An 18,156-nucleotide genomic window follows, 5' to 3' on the forward strand; every position below is an offset into this window, starting at 1 on the left:
GATTTGTGATGCTGGAAATCAAGAACGTGAGCAAAAGCTATTCGCTGAGTCAGCGTCTGCGCGGCAAACAAGCATTGCAGCAGGTCAACTTGTCGTTTGGGCCGGGTGAGATCGTCGGACTCTTCGGCGAAAATGGTGCTGGCAAAACAACACTGATGAAATGTATCCTTGGATTTTTGCGTTATGATGGATCCATTACACTGGACAATGCGCCGATTACGCATAATAATATCGAACGATTATCATTTGCGACGAGTGAGCACTCATTTTTTTCGAATCTTTCTGCCGAAGCACACCGACAATTTTACAAGGAGCATTTCCCACAGTTCATTGATAAGCGTTTTGCTGGGCTGATGGAATTTTTCGAGCTGCCGATGCACAAACCGCTACATAGTTTCTCAACCGGACAGAAAAATCAGTTCGAAGTCATTCTTGCTCTATGTCAAGGCGCAGATTATATCCTGATGGATGAGCCATTCGCCGGAAACGACGTATTTAACCGTGAAGATTTTTACAAAGTTCTGCTTGGTATTCTCGAACCACATGAAACGATCCTCCTATCCACGCACCTGATCGAAGAGGTTTCTAACTTTATCAGCCGTGCGGTGCTGATTCGACAGGGGCAGATCGTGGGAGATGTGTTGGCTTCCGAACTAGAAGATAGCGGTACCAGTCTGATGGACTACATCAAGCAGACCTACCACTACAGTGCCGACCGTGTCAGTCGCGCGCTGGATGACATTACAGGTGGGGAGGGATGAACCATGCGCAAAGCCTTTGGTTTGATGGCTGTGCTATTGTTGCTGGGTGGTGCTGCAATGGGTTGGTGTGTGAAAACAGTGTACGCATCACATGATCAGGTCCAGTTTACGGAAAACGTATTGGCGGGAGATCCTGCCGCTGCGGATGGTCTGTCTATCCAGATGCATGCCACCTATGGTGAGCAGCTGTTTTGGGATTCTATAATGCTGCTGCAAAGGGATGAGCCGCCGATCACGCAGACGGCATATCAGTTTTTCAATACCGAACAAGAAGAGGAATCGGAAGAATCTTATCGAGGTATTGAACTGTATTCCGATCTCGGTTCCAGTGGGAGCAACTTCCTGGATATACCGAAAAACAAGCGTACCGGCTTGGATCTTGCCTATCAGGAGCTGTATGATAGCGCAAAACCCGGTCAGGAAGCGCAGAAAACCATCAATGTTGCGGATTATTGCAAGTATTATCCGCTCGCCGGGTTTATCAGTTTGAAAGGAATCCAGCAGGATTTTGGCATTTGGAGCACCACCGATCCGGGATATGATGCATCGATACAAAATAAACTGGAGGAATTTTTCCGTATCCCAGTACTTCCGAACGAGAAACTTACAATTTCATTGGAAAAAGACAGCGCTGGGATGGTTTACTCATCAGGTACGAATTCGAACGAAGGTGAGCAGTTCAATTTTTATGCACAAGGAATTGTTACGCCGGAAACCATTTATTTTTCTTTCAATAATCGTACAAACCAAAACAATATCGTGGATACCAGCCTGATTCCAGGGGGATATGGCATTTATGCGATGGATTACACAGCAGGAAAAGTACAGCATCAAGGAAATGCAATACAAACACTGGAAAATGGCAGTTTGCATCTTGACAGCCTGCGGCTTGTATATCCGATTTCCCCAAAAGAGGAGTTTCTTGACCTGTGTCAGTGGTCGGATGGGAAAACACTACTTTTGTACACGCGAGAAGATGATAATGTATACTACTTAACTGTGATTTCGATGGATAGCATGCAGCAGATACAGCGGCTAGTACTTCAAACAACACAAAACGGAAGCGGATTTCTGTATTTGTTGCCAGAAAACAAAAATTTTATCGTTACCATTATTGACAAAACCGCAACAGTATTGCTGCCAGACAAAGATGGAAAATTCCATATTGATATGCAGACAACAAATACATTGGATTATCAATATCTGCCGAGGAACATAGACAGCAGTGCGATAGATTATCAGGATGGTAAGCTGGCATTGGCGGGTGAAAGTTATGATCGCTATAGTGGAATGATGCAGACAGGTTTCGATGTAGTTATCTGTGATCGAAGCGGATTGCGACTTTGGGCACAATATCAAAGCAGCCTACAAAACGATTTGACAGGCGCTTACAATACCAGTGAAATCGTGCGGCTATTGTACAATCATCCAATTGGAGTGACATGGCAATGAAGAAACTCCGGATACGCCAGCGTTGAACGTATCCGGAGTTTCTAATGCGTTTCTTGGATTTACAATCCCCTCAATTATACAAAACTTTTCTTTTGTATAATTATATATATTGAATTTAGAAGTCTGTTTGCTCTCCTGTACCACTCACCTCAACCACTACAATTTCCGGTGGATTGAACAATCGCGGTTTCCAATCACGTGCCAAACCGCGACCAACGATTTCAGTCATGCTGCCACAGGTATATTGACCGCCAGCATATTTCGGGAAAAATCCCTGATTGGGTGCAATCAAGCCGTTAAGCAGATATGGGATGCGCCATTGACCACCATGCGCGTGTCCGCACAATACCAAGTCAAACGGATACTTTGCATACTCTGTGATATATTCAGGCCGATGTGCCAGCAACACACACAACTGCTTTGTATCCAGATTTTGGAACCGTGATAAAGTATGCCGATATTCTTCTGACTCTCCGTATGAGCGAGCCTGTCGAGTCCCTGTTGAAGCAGGATCATCCACACCGCACAGTATGAAATTGACTTCATTTATAGTTACGGTTTCTTGGTCGTTACGCAGAACATGAACACCATATTGCTCAATCATATCAAATATATCTTCCGCTTGCCCGCTCCAGAATTCATGATTACCCGATACATAGTAGCAAGGTGCAATTTGGGTAATTTGCTGCAATAATTGTTCTGCTCCATCACGAGGAATCTTATCATCTACGATATCTCCACACAGCAAAATACAATCCGGCTGCTCACGGATAACTCGCTCTATCAACTGACATTGATTCTCTCCGTAAATGCAGCTGTGCAAATCAGAAAGCATCAAAAGACGCATCCCCTGCCCCTCTTTCAATTTATCGGTTTCCAGCGTATAATATCGTGTCACCAAACCACACTGCAAGCTGGCGATTCCAATGCCAACCGCGCACAGCAGAATTGCATGTATCCATCTTTTTCTTCTATTCATTACAACCTCCATCATAAAAACAAGGGGACATAAACGTTTTTTCCGTCCATGTCCCCCATTTGTTTATTTATTAGTTGGCTTTTTGCCGCATATGAATTGCTATTTGCTTTGATTTGATGAAAACACTCAGTTTCTTATAGGCAACCATAGTTATAATGGTTAAAATCACACCTTTGATTAGATTAAACGGCAAAATTCCCAACAAAAGATATGCGCCCATTCCATTGATTGCGGGGTTGACCGCTCGGCACATATCAAAAATAGCATCCAAATTCCAGCCCATTCCATTGACATAAAACGGGATAATCAAGCAGTAATTCGTCAGCATGCCCATACCGGCCATGGCGACAGAACCGCACAGACACCCTACAGCCGCCATTTTTCTGGACTTATGCGCACGGTAAATAAGTACAGCAATTACAACCAACGTTGACAGCATCAAAAAATCTGCCAATTCACCAGATCCTGCGGTTTGGCTCTGTGTCAAATGAATCAGATCTTTGATACCTATCATCGTAATAGCCGGACCAATGCCAAAGATGAATGCTCCAATCAAAACAACGGCCCCCGACAGATCCACCTTCAGAAACGGCGGCATGAACGGAATCGGAAATTCAAAATACATTAAAACGGTAGCGATGGCCGCAAATACTGCGGTATACGTGATTTTACTGGTTTTCGTCATGAGTATCTTCTCCTTTGCAAGGAGTTCTGTTTGTTTGGGTAACAAAAAGCCCTTGGAGCAATCCAAGGGCATGCAGACGTACCGAAATACACCTGTTTCTTTCATCCGGACTATAACCGTCGGTTGGGATTCACACCCATCATGCCTTTCGGCTCGCAGACTATCGGACAAACTGCCCGTATACTGCCGGTGGAGACTTTCACTCCGCCCTGAAACAGAACTATTTATTTATGATATCATTATAGGCTTATCTGCCATACTTGTCAATCCCCTGCTGATATTCTATGGATGATCTCTTCCATTTCAGTTCGGGAAGAAACTGCATTGATAAATTCCAATAGCGCATTGGCCGTCATATGGGATGGTAAATCCAATGCTTTGAGCACTTCTGTACGACGTTTTACGCTGTTCGGCTGACCGGATAATCCCCATGCAAAAAAATCTGCCTTGCTGATTGGCTTTTTATCCTGTGCGGAAGAGGATACTTCGTCCTCAAAAGTAGCGCCAGCACGACGCAACGCCTCCAAAATAACCTCTGGGCGCATCCCTTCTACCCCGAGTTTTCCTTCCTTTGAACCATGACGTTTGCGTCGCTCCTTGCCGACAACGTCCGGAATATAGGCTTGCTTCACACTTCCAGGCGGTAATGCCCCTTTTATATAATTGCGAATGACAAAACCAGCCCCATCGCTATCCGTCAACACAATTAAGCCGCGTGATAACGCAATTTTTCGCAGTAAGCGGAGCTGGTCCTTATCATGAAAAATCCGAAAGCCCCCGCTTTCCAGCACAACTGCATCCACAACCTGACGGACTGTATTCACGTCGTAGCGACCTTCTACTACAATTGCTTCACGAACTCGTATCACATTAGCCCTCCCTCAATGCGGATGCCATGGACAACAGCGTTAATTCAATCTGCTTTTGACGATCCACCGCACTGCCCTTTAGCGCTGCATCGGTTTGTGCGCACAGAGAAGCAACATGACGCAACCATTTTAGGGATACACGTCGTGCTGCGTTTTGTAACTGCTTAGCGTAATATGGAGATTTAGAGCCAATCATATCCATCAGCTGTTTTTCTCCTCCACGCGCTTCTGCGCACAGCTTCGCCGCGTATAAACGCTGAATATGGCGTGTGATTGTCGTAAAAATCATCACTTCATTGTTCTTCTGTGCAATCAAATCACCTACTAAAGATACTGCGCGTTCAAATTTTCCTACTGTTATAGCATCTGTCAAATCAAAAACCACAGCATCCAAAATCGGTGAACAGACCGCATCAATGTTGTATTTTTTGATTTCCCCCGTAGTGGTATGAGCTGCAGCCTTCTCCATCTCTCCCGCCAAATTGGTCATAGAATTTCCACAAAGGAAAATCATATACGACGCATCCTCCGGTGAGATGGCACAACCAAGCGCACGGGCGCGTCGCTCCAACCACGCAACCAGTTCACGCTCTTCCATGTGAGTAAACTCCACAAAACAAGCGACCTTTTGCAGCGTCTTATATAACTTTGTTCGTTTGTCTGGTTTGCCATCTAAAATATCATAGTAGAACACCAGACAAACATAGTCTGGTAAATCTTCCAGTAATGCGGGCAGCATATCGGAGAACGCAGCAGGCGGTTTAAACAAATCAAAATCTGTCACGATGATGAGTTTCTTTTCCGACATTGCAGGATAACTGTCTACCGCCTCGGTAAGCTGTTCCGGAGTCAGCCCCTTCCCCTCTAATTCAATCCGATTGAAATCCGCAAATGTGGGATCAATGACTTTCTCCCTGAGCTGCTGCAAGTAATATTCTTTTAAATAGCTTTCCTCGCCGAAGATCACATAAAGCGATGCAAAAGTCCCTTTTTTCAAATCCTGAAGCAGCTGCGACTTTCCGTTGGATTTAGACTTTTCCTGTGGCATGTTTTCACTCCTTCACAAACTGCCGCACAATTTCTCCGGTTACATAGGGACTTTCTACAGATAGTCCATGATATTGAGACAAAACTTCACCAAATCCAGCTTGCACAATAATTCTCTCTGCACCCATAGTATTTAATGCCTGCGTTAATAATTCGTCGTCCTCCATATTTCTCTGCGAAAGGACAATCTCCGGGGCGGCAATTGACGATGATTCCAGAAAGGCCGCCAACTGCTTTTGCGTCGGACTGTGCAGAACCAAAATTTCGTTCGCAATTTGCACGCCCAGTTTTCCATCTGCTACCGAAAAAACGGTGATCGGTGCCGCACCAGTGTCCAGTACCTCAGACTGATTGATTTCCTGCGCACCAACTTGGCCGCAAAGCTCCAGCAAATCCGTATTATACTTTGTTGCCTTGCATCCAGCAGGCATCAGAATCTGATTTACAGAAACCGCTTGCAGCAGTGCAGGCAAATCACGCGCATGTCCCTTATCCACTGCTGTTAAAATTAAAGTGTCAATGTGGTCAATATTATGATAACGCATCCATTCCTCTACCAGCTGTGCGGCATCACGATATCCACCATCGCCAGCGCAGTCGATTAGTGTTGCATGCGTTGTATCAGAAACCAGAATAGCTTGTCCTGTGCCACATGGTAAATAGGTCACGCGATAGGTTCGCTGATATTGATAAGTGCTCATGCCGCTGAGGACGATTAAGCACAAGCAAACCATCGGCAAAACAACTTTCCATTTAATTCGGCTACCCATCACCAGCCAGAAAAGGATCACCGCAAAACAAAGAAATAGTGCTGCAAGTCCAAAACCATCGCTCCAGTTTACCATTCCGTACGGAAGATTTGATACGCGCTCGGCCATCCACAAAATATAATGCAGCGGCGGCTGCGTGACTACGGATAAAGCAGGCACTACGGCCGGACAAATCGCTGAAGCCACACAAATGAAAAAACCCGCAATAAAGCATACGGCAGTTACGCCAACCACTAATAAGTTACTGAGAACAGATAGGATTGAAATATAGCCGAAAGAAGAAAGCAGAATCGGTGCGGTAAAAATAGTTGCACAAACAGTACAAGATAAGGCACCTACGAAAAAAGACAGCAGTTTGTGAAGAGGTTTCGGCAGCTTATGAAACAGATGCAGTATACGTTTCTGCATCTTTCCAGCAAGCAAAACCAATCCAAGAGTTGCTGCAAAAGACAGCTGCAAGCTCAAGCCGGCAATTGCATACGGGTTCTGAATCAGCAGCAAGGCAAGTGCTGCGAACAGCGAATTCAGTGTATCCGCTTCTCGTCTGGTTATAAACGCACCAGCCGCAATTAAATACATAATCGCAGCACGAATCACTGATGGCGACGCACCTGCAATCGGTACAAACAGAAGAATGAGTGGAACCGATAGATAGGTTCCCAGCCTGCGTCCGAAAATCAAATAACAAAACGCAACCAGAAAACCAACATGCAGCCCAGAAACGGCAACCAGATGGCTGAGTCCTGCAATACGCAGAGAAATAGCGTCTGTAGAGGAGATGGCATCCTTGTTGCCAATCATCAGGCCGGTTAGTAAACCGGCTTCCCGCTCCGGCAAGGCATCCTCTATCGCCTGTTTGCAAAAGCGTGCGATGCGCTGCGGTATCCAACGTGGTGAACCGTTCTCTGTCTGTAGCACAGCGAACGACATTGGTGTATCGTCTTCGTTCTTTGTATACGAAGCAGTAATATAGCATCCTTCCGATGCCTGATATGCTGCACGATCAAATCCCTCTGAATTCCCAGGCAGATAAAATCCAACGTTGACTTTAATTCGATCGCCGGCATAAAGCGGCGTTTCAGTCAGCGGCAAATAACAATACATGCGAAAGTTGCGAGGCAAAACATCATTATCCTCTACAGATAATTCCGCTCGCTGATTGTCGTCATATACTGCAGCATCATGCAATACCGTTGCTGTGATTTCGGCATGCGTACCTGCCAATATACGGACAGGATCGACAAAAACAGATTGATATGCGGAAAATCCAGTCAGAGCAAGAAATGCGGCTGCCAACATACAGCACAGCGTAAACAACTTATCATAATTTATCAACGCACCTGCGGCGGCTAAAGAAAGAGAAAGCAGCAAAAGAGAGAGACTGGGTTTTACACAAATATCTAAGCATACCGAGCAAAATATGGCCACAGCAGCTGCCGGAACCAGAAAAACAAGTGGCCGTTCCCGCATTTTATCTCCCCCTTCCCTATTTGATAAAAAAGAAGTGGCGGTAAGGCCACTTCTTTTACATTCAACCCGGAGGCCAGGTCATATCACGGCCGGAAAGCACATGGAAATGTAGATGGAACACGCTCTGCCCCGCCTGTTCTCCGATATTGGAAACCACGCGAAAACTATCCATCTTCATATCCGCCGCAATTTTAGCGATTACCTCAAAACAATGTGCCACAATGGCGCTGTTGGAAGAATCTATTGCAGCCACCGATTGGATATGCTGCTTGGGAATGACCAAAAAATGTGTGGGGGCTTGCGGATCAATGTCATAAAAAACATAGCACAATTCGTCTTCATAAACCTTTTTCGAGGGAATATCCCCCGCAACGATTTTGCAGAACAGACAATCTTCCATTCAAACCGCTCCTTTCTGTGTTTTCATTATAACGGATTTAGAGCAGCGCTTCAACAATATTGTTGACCGCTTCCAATGCTTCCTCCAGTTTTTCCGGCTGCTTGCCGCCGGCAGTTGCACTATCCGGACGGCCACCGCCGCCGCCGCCAACCATCTTAGCCACTTCTTTGATGATTTTTCCGGCATGGGCGCCCTTCTTAACGGCCTCCATACCACAAACACACAGCAGACTAATCTTCCCGTCATTCACAGCGGACAAAACAGCAACCATATTCGGCGCCTTTTCCTTGATGCTGTCACCCATCGTACGCAATACATCGGCTGTAGCATCCTCCAGCTTGGTAGCGACAACATTCACGCCCTTGACATCACGCGAAATATTCAGCAGATCCACCATCTGCATGGATGCCACTCTGCTGTTGAGCTTGTCAATCTTTTTGGTCATTGCACGCAGTTCGCCCACCGTCTGCTCAATCTTGGCAGGCAGCTCATTCGGCGAAGTTTTAAGTGCTGCCGACGCATCCGCTAACAGCTGCTGACGTTCATTCAGATAAGCCAGTACCGCCTTACCGGTCACTGCTTCAATTCGGCGCACACCGGCTGCAACCGATGCCTCACCAATGATTTTAAACGCACCTGCCTTGGCCGTATTATCCAGATGCGTGCCGCCGCACAGCTCGATGGAATCACCCGCCTGAACGACACGCACAACCGCACCGTATTTTTCACCAAACAGCGCCATTGCACCCTTCTTTTTGGCATCCTCAATGGACATTTCCTCGGTGATAACCGGGCTGCCAGCCAGAATCGCTTCGTTGACAAGCGTCTCGACCTGCGCCAGTTCTTCAGGTGTCAGCGCCGCAAAGTGTGTGAAGTCAAAACGGATATGGTCATTAGCGGTATAGGAGCCTGCCTGCTCGACATGGTCACCCAGCACCTTGCGCAGCGCCTTCTGGAGCAGATGAGTCGAAGTATGCGCACGGCAGATGGCCTGTCGGTATTCCGCATCGACCTTAGCCTGCACCTCATCTTCTACCGAAATTTCACCTTCGGTCACAACACCAATGTGCATATATTTACCATCCTTGGTCTTCTGTACATCAGAAACGGATACTACACCGTTTTTACCTTCCAGAATACCATGGTCGCCAATCTGGCCGCCCATTTCCGCATAGAACGGCGTATGGTCGAGCACGACGGTAATCTTTTCGCCCTTGGCAGCGGCACCGGACGGTTCGCCCTCATTGACAATGGCCAGCACCTTTGCCGCTTCTCCCAGCGTCTCATAGCCATCAAAGCGGGTCTTAATAGACTTATCCAGACCGAGATCCTCACTCTGCCAGCCCAAATCACCCATCTTCTTGCGGTCCTCACGAGCGCGCTCACGCTGTTCATTCATCAGGCGGTCAAACTCATCGCGATTGGTAGTCATGCCCTGTTCTTCCAAAATTTCAAGAGTCAGGTCGATCGGGAAGCCATAAGTGTCATACAGCTGGAATGCATCAGCTGCAGGCAGTTCCTTACCGTCCGCCGCTGCGATACGCTCGTTGAGGATGGAAAGACCGCTGTCAATCGTCTTATTGAAGCTTGCTTCCTCGTTTTCAATAACCTTGTGGATATACTTCTGCTTCTCAACCAGTTCCGGATAAGCTCCACCCGATTCCTGAATTACGGTCGTTGCTACATCAGAAAGGAACGGGCGGTCAATACCAAGCAGCTTACCATGACGTGCGGCACGGCGCAGCAAGCGGCGCAGCACATAGCCGCGGCCCTCGTTCGACGGGATAACGCCGTCGCAAATCATCATAACGGTAGAACGAATATGATCTGTTACCACGCGCAGCGAAACATCGGTCTTTTCGCTGTCACCATAATGCTTGCCGGCAATTTCGGAAACTTTGTTGGTGATGTTGCGTACAGTATCCACATCAAACAGCGAACCCACGCCCTGCACCACGCATGCCAAGCGTTCCAGACCCATACCGGTATCAATGTTCTTCTGCTTCAGTTCAGTATAATTGCCGTGGCCATCGTTATCAAACTGTGAGAATACGTTGTTCCAGACCTCCATATAGCGATCGCAGTCACAACCGACCGTACAGCCCGGCTTGCCACAGCCGTATTCCGGACCGCGGTCATAGTAAATCTCCGAACACGGGCCGCACGGACCAGAGCCATGCTCCCAGAAATTATCCTCCTTGCCAAATCGGAAGATACGCTCCGCAGGAATGCCGACTTGCTTATTCCAGATTTCAAACGCCTCATCATCATCCACATAGATAGACGGATACAGGCGATCCGGATCAATGCCAACCCATTCCGGGCTGGTCAGAAATTCCCAGCTCCATGCAATGGCTTCTTTTTTGAAATAATCACCGAAAGAGAAATTACCCAGCATCTCAAAGAAAGTGCCATGACGTGCTGTCTTACCTACATTTTCGATATCGCCGGTGCGGATGCACTTCTGACAGGTGGTAACACGATGGCGCGGCGGCTCCTGCTCACCCGTAAAAAACGGCTTCATCGGTGCCATGCCCGAATTAATCAGCAAAAGCGACGGGTCGTTCTGCGGAATGAGAGAAAAACTCGGCAGGCGAAGATGTCCTTTGGTTTCAAAAAACTTCAGATACATTTCGCGCAGCTCATTCAGACTTCTGTACTGCATATTTTTATCCTCCAAATTTTAGTTTACATAACAAAAAAACTTCCGCCCACTCTTTAGGGGCGAAAGCATTCTTCCACGGTACCACCCTAATTTGCGCCGCTGATGACGCATCTTAGTGATCGGATATCGCGGATCAGACGGTCTGCTTTCACAGACTACTCGGAAGTGGCTGTCCTCCGGTTTGGCAAAGGGCTTGCACTCTCCCCTCTCGCTATATGCCAGATGCCGAAAAACTCGTTTCCTCATCGCATTATCATATTTGTTCTTATAAAAGTATATCATTTTATATTTTTTTGTCAACAGAAAAACCGACCATCAGGCCGGTTTTTCAGGAGAAAGAAAGAGAAATATTCAGTTCATCATGTCGCATCCGGTCGGGTGACCTTTTTCACCCATTTCCAGCTGCGCAGTCGAATCACGACCGGAATTGCCTTATACAACTGATCCCATTTGAGCAAGAAAAACACTACAACCGGCGCACACTTCCACCAGAATGCCGCCATCGCAGAAAATGGTACAATAATCAGCCACATGCTGATTAAATTCATCTTCGCACTGAAGGCCGTATCGCCCCCGCCTCGAATGATGCCGTTATCACAAGCCATCTGATAAGACGTGCCAACGGTTGTGATGGAAAGCACCAACATAAACTGCATGGATAATTCATATGCCCGTTCGGTCAATGTGCCGCCAAAGACCATTAGGATCGGCGTACGCAGAATGAAAATCAAAAATCCTGAGCAGATACCGATGGTAACAAACAATACTTGCAACGTGCGCACAAGCGGATGCAAACGCTGCTCGTTTCCTGCACCAATAGTGCGCCCGACCACAATGCCAGAGGCAGATGCAGCGCCATACGCCACAACGGACAACACTTGAAAGACCTGTACTGCAATCGCATTCGCTGCTGTCACATCGCCACCAAGATGACCGAGGATTCCAGTCTGCACCATCTGCGCCAAGCCCCACAGCGCCTGATTGATAAGCACAGGAGAAGAAACGCGGGCATAGTCCCGCATATAGCTGATATCAATGTGAAGCAGTTTTGTCAGAGTCAAATTGAGCTTGTGCTCTTTATATTTCAAATAGTAAATAACAATCAATAGCTCCACGCACCGTGATACCAGTGTTGCAATCGCAGCACCGCGCACGCCCAGTTCCGGAAAACCCAGATTGCCATAGATGAGGCAATAATTGAGACATACGTTGATAACCAATGTAGAGCCGGAAATGATATAACCAATTTTTACGATGCCAATCGAGCGAAGCGAAGCCACCAAAATATTGGTAACAGTAAAAATAATGTACGTAAAACAGATAATTTGGAAATACTTTTGTCCCTCCGCAATAACCGCACTGTCATTAGATAGCAAACTCAAAAGCTGTGTGGGGAAAAATAATACCACGCCAAACAGAACAACTGCTAAGCTTCCGCCAAAACGCAACGCAACGCCAATTATATGGGGAATCGGTTGCAGATTTCCTTTCCCCCAGTACTGTGAGCCGAGCACAACCGCACCCTCTCCAGCGCCTACTACCAGCATTTGCAGCAAATACTGCACCTGATTACACAAACTGACTCCACCCATGGCATCCTGACTATACCGGCCGAGCATTACGGTATCCATCATATTCACGCCATATGTCAATAGGTTTTGCAGCGCCAATGAAAGCGCCAAAATCATAAATGATTTATAAAATGTCTTTTCCTTTATCATCTTTAACACCTTATGAACATGCGTTTGTCATGGTTTTATTAGTATAAAATTTATTTCTTACGTAAGCATACTGGATTTAACGCTGTTTTTCAATAATAAAACACTGCATTTTATTTATATTTTGTGCTATCATACATATAAGAGGTGAGCACATTGAAAGTGAATAACGAACCGGGAGTGTTATCGCGCTCAGAACGCTTCTTTTCCACGCCGTCCGCAACCGCACGAACGCTGTTTTTCTATGTCACTCGTGTCGGACATTATTATTATGATGAACGATATGACTTTTCAGATACCTGTGATGCGGCCCGACAGGAGAGTCATAAGAATTTTTTTCTTGCGTTTATCCGTTCCGGAACTATATTCTATGAGACAACACAGCAATTCGCGGCAGAACGCGGTCAAGTTGCATTGGTTGACTGCCATAAACCACATCACTTTTATACTGCGGGAGCGGCAGAGGCAATGTGGATTCATTTTGACGGTGCCAACGCCGCAGCCTTTTTCAATCAAATTATTGCCTTTCGAGGTGGCAAGCAGGCTTTTACTCCGTCACCGGATGATAGAATCGAACAGGAAATGGCGCAAATCATCTCCGGATTACGCAGTGCCAATATCAGTGAAGTGGATTGTTCGCAGCGTATTTATCGTATCCTATGCGCACTTCTTTTTCCCTCCGCTTCAACCAAAACCATTGCAGATGACAATGCCATATCTCAAGCAATTCACTATATCGACCAACATTTATTTGAGCAAATCAGCGTAAATCAGATTGCAGAGCATGTTCGTCTGAGCACTTCGCACTTTTCCAGATTATTTCGCAGCGCAACCGGTTTTTCTCCTCACGAATATATTATGCTGCATCGAATCGACGAAGCAAAGGCATTACTGCAATCCACTTCCCTATCCGTAAAAGAGATTGCGTTTCGGGTTGGCTACCGCAGCGAAGTCAATTTTATTATCGCCTTTACGGACAAGACTGGTCTATCCCCCACACAATTTAGAAAAAATATATATTGAGTTTTATCCAAACGTTTGCTTCACCTGACTTATGAACAAAGAGCAGCGTTAACATGGCTTCTTTGTATGAAAAAGCGGTGCCCACCTCAAATTCCACTTTGACCGTTACCTCAAAGTTCGGCATCTCAAAACTAGACGAACCGTCGCCCTAATCGGTGACTGGCACTTTATTTCCGTCCTTGTCCACAACCGTGATATCGTCATAGCGCTGTTGGGAGCGACTGTAACTACCTCGCCTTATGCGGCTTCCCGTCTGTCCGAGATAGCAGTACCGCAACCGCCTCCTCCGCCACCAGAGCTGCCATTCTTCTGATACGCAACAAAAATATTGTGATCGCTCGTTACGTTGATAAATGTGTAGCTGTTGCCGTACTGCTGTCGACCGTTACGCTACCCAGTACATAGCCTGCGTTGGGCGCAAAATTAATCATCTAGTTCTGACCATCCTGCACTTGTACTGTTCTGCTCGGTGTTGGATAACGGATGCTGTAATGGTGTGCTCCGTAGCCGCCGTTTTGGGCTTGGCTTCTGTCTTGATGATAATATTACTGTTGTTGTTGCTGCTCGATACCTCACCAGTAACTTCCTTAGTAACCTCCTTTACCGTATGCTCTCCAGACAGTGCAGATACGCCGTTCGGGACGTGTTTTCCGTCATTGTTGTCTTTATACTCATATTTGACGGTAATTTTCTGGGTATACGCTTGATCTAACGTCCACTTTCCTGTCAGAGTAAAACTTGAGTTGTGCATGTTAAAATCAGTGCCCGGCGTTACCTTCGTGTCGCCGTCCGAGCGGTATCAACCGTCAAAGGTGAGCCATCCAAACTGGCGGTAGGTTCTATCGCCGCTGTGACCTGCTTTCCACTATCCTCCACTGTAGTCTGTGGAAGTTTCGCATCACTTGGCATATTGCCAGTAAAGGCATAGCTCCGCTTATGGCTAAATAGCAAAGAAAGAAAAAGCATAATCCAAACAGAACCGGCAGTGTGGTCAGAAAACATTGTGAAAACACAAGATTTCTTCTATAATGAATACGAACCTTAACGATGAAAAGAAAGTGGAACGCCTATGCACATCAGCTATCAACCGCTATAGAACACCTTAAAAAAGTGTGGCATGAGGAAAGAGGACTTGCGACTTGCTGCCGGTCTGACAACTAACATGATTGCCAACATGGGCAAGGGCGAGCATATCAGCATGAAAACTCTGCTGCGTATATGCGAAGCCCTGAATTGTGGCATTTTAGATGTGATTGAATTGGAGCAGAAAGAAAATAATCAAATCTAAGAATAAAACAAATCGGAATTTGATAAGGAGTGAAAAGAAAAGTGTGTGAGGAATGTTACTCTGATGAAAATAGAATAACGCCTTTACTAAATCCGCTGGACTGTTTGGAGAACCACACTCAATATATTTGTGGAACTTGTGGACGGTGCATTTGTATCGAACATGACCCAAACAGAGGATTGCAACGGTGGAATTTTCCTTTTAAGTCATTGGAAATTGCAAAACTATATTTGCGAACAGCAGACTATACAACGAAAAGTGCGTGTGGTATTTATGAGATAGAGAACAATAAAGGAAGATTATCTTATAAAATATTTATAGGGAATGATGAGTTAAATCTATTCTTGAAAAAGAATAAAGACAAGAAATGCAGACAAATGATGCCTGTGTTTAGTGCTGGAAAGTATAAAGAATATCCACACACAGAAGTACGAAAATTGACGCCTGATGAAATAAAACAATATATGAGTGAACGCTAAATTCCAGTTTGTAGAGATACTACGATGATAAAAAAGTGAGTTTCATCCCCAAAACTAATTGCCGTTGCAGGAACACCCGTTCCCACAACGGCAGTTTTTATTTCCATGGCCTGCGCCGGAAGTTGATCCCGGAATTTTTGCGGCGATCTTTTGAACAGTCTTTTCAGGGTTGTTCTTTCTTCGTCTGTAAGCCGCTTGTATTTTAGCTGGAACGCCTTGTAGAAGATTTCCAGAAATTCCTGTACCCTATCGCCGGTGGACTACATGGCCTTTCGGACTTCTCTTATCAGTTCACCGGCGGGCGTGGTATCCGGCGCACTCTCCATGTCGTTCTCATGGGCTTTGCGTATATCGTGAAGGATGGCGTCCCATGTTTTGTGTGTCACATAGCAGAAAAAACTTCTTCCCCTATCTGACCGGCTTCCAGAATTTTCAGGGAGCGATCTGCGGCAGTTTTGGGATGCTCTTCCAGTATCATTGCCCGGACAGCGGCCAGCGCACTATTGAGGTCATGGAACTGCATGGTAGCCATTCCGTCCACATAGATTTCTGCGTCAGCCATCAGCTCCGCAAATTTTTCGTGGGACATCATCTCGCACAGCAGCCGGGTATTGATCCGTCCGCTTTTCAGAAGCGCCGCGGCTTCGTCAGTCAAATGCAGTTCAGACAGCGGAGTGTTGATCTGCTCCCGATTTTCTGTCCGGCAAAATAGATAGTCAATGAACACCTGATAAAAGTCTGCCAGTGTGATAAGGTTGCCGTGATTGATTTCCTTATTTCGGTTTTCTTCATTTTCATAACTGGCTAAAGCAGATTTTGAAATGCCGGTCTTTTCCGCCAGTTCTTTCAGCTTCAAGCCCTTTTCTACCCGTAAATGTTTCTCAAGCGTTCCTGCAAGGAAACACGGTCTTTCATCGGCTTGCCACTCCCTTTCCTTGCGGTTTTCAAGCATATATAATCATTACACCATACCGTTCCGAAATCGTGGAAATTTTCGATTTTGGGGCGGTATTCCTACTTTCTGGACATACGGGAAAGGGTTTAAAAATGAGCTATGATTAAGTCAGTTCATCGATGGATTATTCCAATCGAATGACCGGCCTGATGGGATATGCTCCCCGGCGATGTAGCGCAACGACCTGCGGCAAGGAATTGGAGGAACCTTGACCGCAGCGAGCATACCAACGATAACAAAACGCTGCTGTGAGATTCAAGGACAGGAACGACATCAGGGAAACCCGGCAGAACTGACACCAAAACGCTACCCAAACATGACAAATCGGCGGGGCGTAGTCTGCCCTGTCCGTGATACTATGGGGCTTTTCCAAGCGGCTCTATGGCCGCATTTTCCTTGAAAATCGCCCCGAAACATGACACCCAAAACCGCTATCCGCCCATCTATACCGTTACGGCTGAAATGGGCGGATTTTCTATGATAGGAGGCACCATGCCGAGAATGAGCAAGAAACGGAAGTTGGAGCTGTCCTTCTTCCTCAATAACCGGGGGCGTGTGGCCTACAACGACCTGTGCCGGAAGTGTCAGCATGAGTGCAAACAGAGCTTCCGGGCTGTCGTAATCGACTGCCCCCATTACCTGTCCAAACGAGCCAAGCGAAAGGAGAAAACCGACTAAATGGAATTTGAATTTATGACCGCAGACACCGTTCTGCCGCCCTGTATGCCACTTCCCACCGCCATGCTGCAGCTACCAATCAGCAGTACCGCAGAGGTCATGTATGACGCCACCCTTGCGGCGAGTACGGAGGATACCAACGGGATACTGTTTGTCCGTTTCCCCATTGTAGAGCTGGTAGCAGCCTCGTCCCGCGGCTCCGTGACCGTCAAGCGTTCCTTGAAGGAATTGGAGGACGCCGGACTGATCCTGCGGGTGCGCCGGGGTGTGGGAGAACTGAACCGCATTTACACACTACTCCCCAAAAAGGAGGGCTGTCGTGATGAATGAAAAGCTGGAAAAGCTCAACCGGGAGCTTGCCCAAAGCGAAGCCAGACTGCGGCGGGCGCAGAACGAAGAAAAGATACTGAAACACCAGATAAAACAGCTTACCCGGAAGGAACGGACGCATCGGCTCTGTACAAGAGGGGCTATGCTGGAAAGTTTCCTGATAAGGCCGGAAGTGCTGACGGACGATGATGTGATGGACATTCTGAAACAGGCATTTTTTCAAAATGGTATGAAAGAAGCTGTTGCGGAAAGCGTGAAACGGAGGGTAGCCGGGGAACCCCTTACAGAGTAAGGGCGCAACTATAACACCGGCGGGGCCGGTGCGTTGCGCCCTGCCGGGGGCTTCCTGCGGAAAGCAGATGATTGCCGGCACACTTGCGGCTGCTTCCAATCATCACAGGGGACGCTACGCTTCCCCTGCGCTGGCTACGCCAGCTACCCCTTTGTGGACTTGCTGCCCGGAAACACCTTACGCTGCAAGCTTTTCCCGTCCAACAAGTTTACAAAATCTGTAGGTTTGTCAAACATATTGGACAGAGAACTCAAAAGGAGAAAGCCAACCCAGAGGCCTCATGGGAAAGTTGTTG

General features: G+C 46.8%; 16 protein-coding genes, 2 pseudogenes and 1 riboswitch. Of the genes and pseudogenes, 8 read left to right on the plus strand and 10 right to left on the minus strand.

The window, feature by feature from the left end; genetic code table 11:
• The first annotated feature begins 8 nt into the window (after positions 1 to 8).
• Both ACESSO_RS16335 and ACESSO_RS16340 read left to right on the plus strand, forming a co-directional pair.
• Complete coding sequence (locus tag ACESSO_RS16335; RefSeq protein WP_373166617.1) at positions 9 to 761, plus strand: ATP-binding cassette domain-containing protein; 753 nt, start codon at positions 9 to 11, stop codon at positions 759 to 761.
• 3 nt (positions 762 to 764) lie between these two features.
• Positions 765 to 2,213, plus strand: a complete 1,449-nt coding sequence (locus ACESSO_RS16340; protein WP_373166618.1) for a hypothetical protein — start codon at positions 765 to 767, stop codon at positions 2,211 to 2,213.
• Between the two features lie 115 nt (positions 2,214 to 2,328).
• On the opposite strand, the gene ACESSO_RS16345 is transcribed toward ACESSO_RS16340, so the two are convergent.
• From ACESSO_RS16345 to ACESSO_RS16380, 8 genes are all read right to left on the minus strand, one after another.
• Positions 2,329 to 3,207: a metallophosphoesterase gene (locus ACESSO_RS16345; protein ID WP_373166619.1), complete on the minus strand. Its 879-nt coding sequence runs from the start codon at positions 3,205 to 3,207 to the stop codon at positions 2,329 to 2,331.
• A gap of 55 nt (positions 3,208 to 3,262) precedes the next feature.
• Positions 3,263 to 3,877: an ECF transporter S component gene (locus ACESSO_RS16350; RefSeq protein ID WP_373166620.1), complete on the minus strand. Its 615-nt coding sequence runs from the start codon at positions 3,875 to 3,877 to the stop codon at positions 3,263 to 3,265.
• 89 nt (positions 3,878 to 3,966) lie between these two features.
• A riboswitch (FMN riboswitch) is annotated at positions 3,967 to 4,098 on the minus strand.
• Between the two features lie 42 nt (positions 4,099 to 4,140).
• Positions 4,141 to 4,746, minus strand: a complete 606-nt coding sequence (locus tag ACESSO_RS16355) for a toprim domain-containing protein (RefSeq protein WP_373166621.1) — start codon at positions 4,744 to 4,746, stop codon at positions 4,141 to 4,143.
• A 1-nt stretch (position 4,747) separates the two neighbouring features.
• Positions 4,748 to 5,794, minus strand: coding sequence for a DNA polymerase III subunit delta (gene holA / locus ACESSO_RS16360; protein ID WP_373166622.1), 1,047 nt, complete (start codon positions 5,792 to 5,794; stop codon positions 4,748 to 4,750).
• A gap of 4 nt (positions 5,795 to 5,798) precedes the next feature.
• A complete protein-coding gene (locus ACESSO_RS16365) occupies positions 5,799 to 8,033 on the minus strand; it encodes a ComEC/Rec2 family competence protein (protein ID WP_373166623.1) in 2,235 nt (744 codons plus the stop codon).
• A 61-nt stretch (positions 8,034 to 8,094) separates the two neighbouring features.
• On the minus strand, positions 8,095 to 8,433 hold the full coding sequence (locus ACESSO_RS16370; protein WP_373166624.1) for a histidine triad nucleotide-binding protein: 339 nt from the start codon (positions 8,431 to 8,433) through the stop codon (positions 8,095 to 8,097).
• 37 nt (positions 8,434 to 8,470) lie between these two features.
• The gene (gene alaS, locus ACESSO_RS16375) at positions 8,471 to 11,098 is read right to left on the minus strand and encodes an alanine--tRNA ligase (protein ID WP_373166625.1); all 2,628 of its coding nucleotides are present in this window, start codon (positions 11,096 to 11,098) and stop codon (positions 8,471 to 8,473) included.
• Between the two features lie 359 nt (positions 11,099 to 11,457).
• The gene (locus ACESSO_RS16380; RefSeq protein WP_373166626.1) at positions 11,458 to 12,786 is read right to left on the minus strand and encodes an MATE family efflux transporter; all 1,329 of its coding nucleotides are present in this window, start codon (positions 12,784 to 12,786) and stop codon (positions 11,458 to 11,460) included.
• A 192-nt stretch (positions 12,787 to 12,978) separates the two neighbouring features.
• On the opposite strand from ACESSO_RS16380, the gene ACESSO_RS16385 reads away from it, so the two are divergent.
• On the plus strand, positions 12,979 to 13,839 hold the full coding sequence (locus ACESSO_RS16385) for a helix-turn-helix domain-containing protein (RefSeq protein ID WP_373166634.1): 861 nt from the start codon (positions 12,979 to 12,981) through the stop codon (positions 13,837 to 13,839).
• 427 nt (positions 13,840 to 14,266) lie between these two features.
• Here ACESSO_RS16385 and ACESSO_RS16390 read toward each other — a convergent pair whose 3' ends face one another.
• Complete coding sequence (locus ACESSO_RS16390; protein ID WP_373166627.1) at positions 14,267 to 14,590, minus strand: hypothetical protein; 324 nt, start codon at positions 14,588 to 14,590, stop codon at positions 14,267 to 14,269.
• 318 nt (positions 14,591 to 14,908) lie between these two features.
• Between ACESSO_RS16390 and ACESSO_RS16395 the strand changes: the two are divergent.
• Positions 14,909 to 15,112: pseudogene (locus tag ACESSO_RS16395) on the plus strand (helix-turn-helix domain-containing protein); the annotation flags it as partial.
• Positions 15,113 to 15,168: 56 nt separating this feature from the next.
• A complete protein-coding gene (locus tag ACESSO_RS16400) occupies positions 15,169 to 15,606 on the plus strand; it encodes a hypothetical protein (protein ID WP_373166635.1) in 438 nt (145 codons plus the stop codon).
• A gap of 97 nt (positions 15,607 to 15,703) precedes the next feature.
• On the opposite strand, the pseudogene ACESSO_RS16405 reads toward ACESSO_RS16400, so the two are convergent.
• Positions 15,704 to 16,521 (minus strand): annotated as a pseudogene (locus ACESSO_RS16405) (helix-turn-helix domain-containing protein).
• A 532-nt stretch (positions 16,522 to 17,053) separates the two neighbouring features.
• Between ACESSO_RS16405 and ACESSO_RS16410 the strand changes: the two are divergent.
• The 3 genes from ACESSO_RS16410 to ACESSO_RS16420 are packed head-to-tail and all read left to right on the plus strand — an operon-like array spanning position 17,054 to position 17,861.
• Positions 17,054 to 17,239: a hypothetical protein gene (locus ACESSO_RS16410; protein ID WP_373166628.1), complete on the plus strand. Its 186-nt coding sequence runs from the start codon at positions 17,054 to 17,056 to the stop codon at positions 17,237 to 17,239.
• Positions 17,240 to 17,569: a DeoR family transcriptional regulator gene (locus ACESSO_RS16415; protein WP_373166629.1), complete on the plus strand. Its 330-nt coding sequence runs from the start codon at positions 17,240 to 17,242 to the stop codon at positions 17,567 to 17,569.
• Positions 17,562 to 17,861 carry a DUF3847 domain-containing protein gene (locus ACESSO_RS16420; RefSeq protein ID WP_373166630.1) on the plus strand — a complete coding sequence of 100 codons (300 nt, stop codon included), beginning with the start codon at positions 17,562 to 17,564 and terminating at the stop codon, positions 17,859 to 17,861. The genes ACESSO_RS16415 and ACESSO_RS16420 overlap by 8 nt, the downstream gene beginning before the upstream one ends.
• The last annotated feature ends 295 nt before the right edge of the window (positions 17,862 to 18,156 follow it).

Source organism: Agathobaculum sp. Marseille-P7918 (genome assembly GCF_964248325.1).
In the GTDB taxonomy this organism is placed as follows: domain Bacteria; phylum Bacillota; class Clostridia; order Oscillospirales; family Butyricicoccaceae; genus Agathobaculum.

Coding starts and splice junctions, on each gene's coding strand:
- ACESSO_RS16335 (WP_373166617.1), top strand. CDS start 9: ATGCTGGAAATCAAGAACGTGAGCAAAAGCTATTCGCTGAGTCAGCGT.
- ACESSO_RS16340 (WP_373166618.1), top strand. CDS start 765: ATGCGCAAAGCCTTTGGTTTGATGGCTGTGCTATTGTTGCTGGGTGGT.
- ACESSO_RS16345 (WP_373166619.1), bottom strand. CDS start 3,207: ATGATGGAGGTTGTAATGAATAGAAGAAAAAGATGGATACATGCAATT.
- ACESSO_RS16350 (WP_373166620.1), bottom strand. CDS start 3,877: ATGACGAAAACCAGTAAAATCACGTATACCGCAGTATTTGCGGCCATC.
- holA (WP_373166622.1), bottom strand. CDS start 5,794: ATGCCACAGGAAAAGTCTAAATCCAACGGAAAGTCGCAGCTGCTTCAG.
- ACESSO_RS16365 (WP_373166623.1), bottom strand. CDS start 8,033: ATGCGGGAACGGCCACTTGTTTTTCTGGTTCCGGCAGCTGCTGTGGCC.
- ACESSO_RS16370 (WP_373166624.1), bottom strand. CDS start 8,433: ATGGAAGATTGTCTGTTCTGCAAAATCGTTGCGGGGGATATTCCCTCG.
- alaS (WP_373166625.1), bottom strand. CDS start 11,098: ATGCAGTACAGAAGTCTGAATGAGCTGCGCGAAATGTATCTGAAGTTT.
- ACESSO_RS16380 (WP_373166626.1), bottom strand. CDS start 12,786: ATGATTTTGGCGCTTTCATTGGCGCTGCAAAACCTATTGACATATGGC.
- ACESSO_RS16390 (WP_373166627.1), bottom strand. CDS start 14,590: ATGCACAACTCAAGTTTTACTCTGACAGGAAAGTGGACGTTAGATCAA.
- ACESSO_RS16410 (WP_373166628.1), top strand. CDS start 17,054: ATGCCGAGAATGAGCAAGAAACGGAAGTTGGAGCTGTCCTTCTTCCTC.
- ACESSO_RS16415 (WP_373166629.1), top strand. CDS start 17,240: ATGGAATTTGAATTTATGACCGCAGACACCGTTCTGCCGCCCTGTATG.
- ACESSO_RS16420 (WP_373166630.1), top strand. CDS start 17,562: ATGAATGAAAAGCTGGAAAAGCTCAACCGGGAGCTTGCCCAAAGCGAA.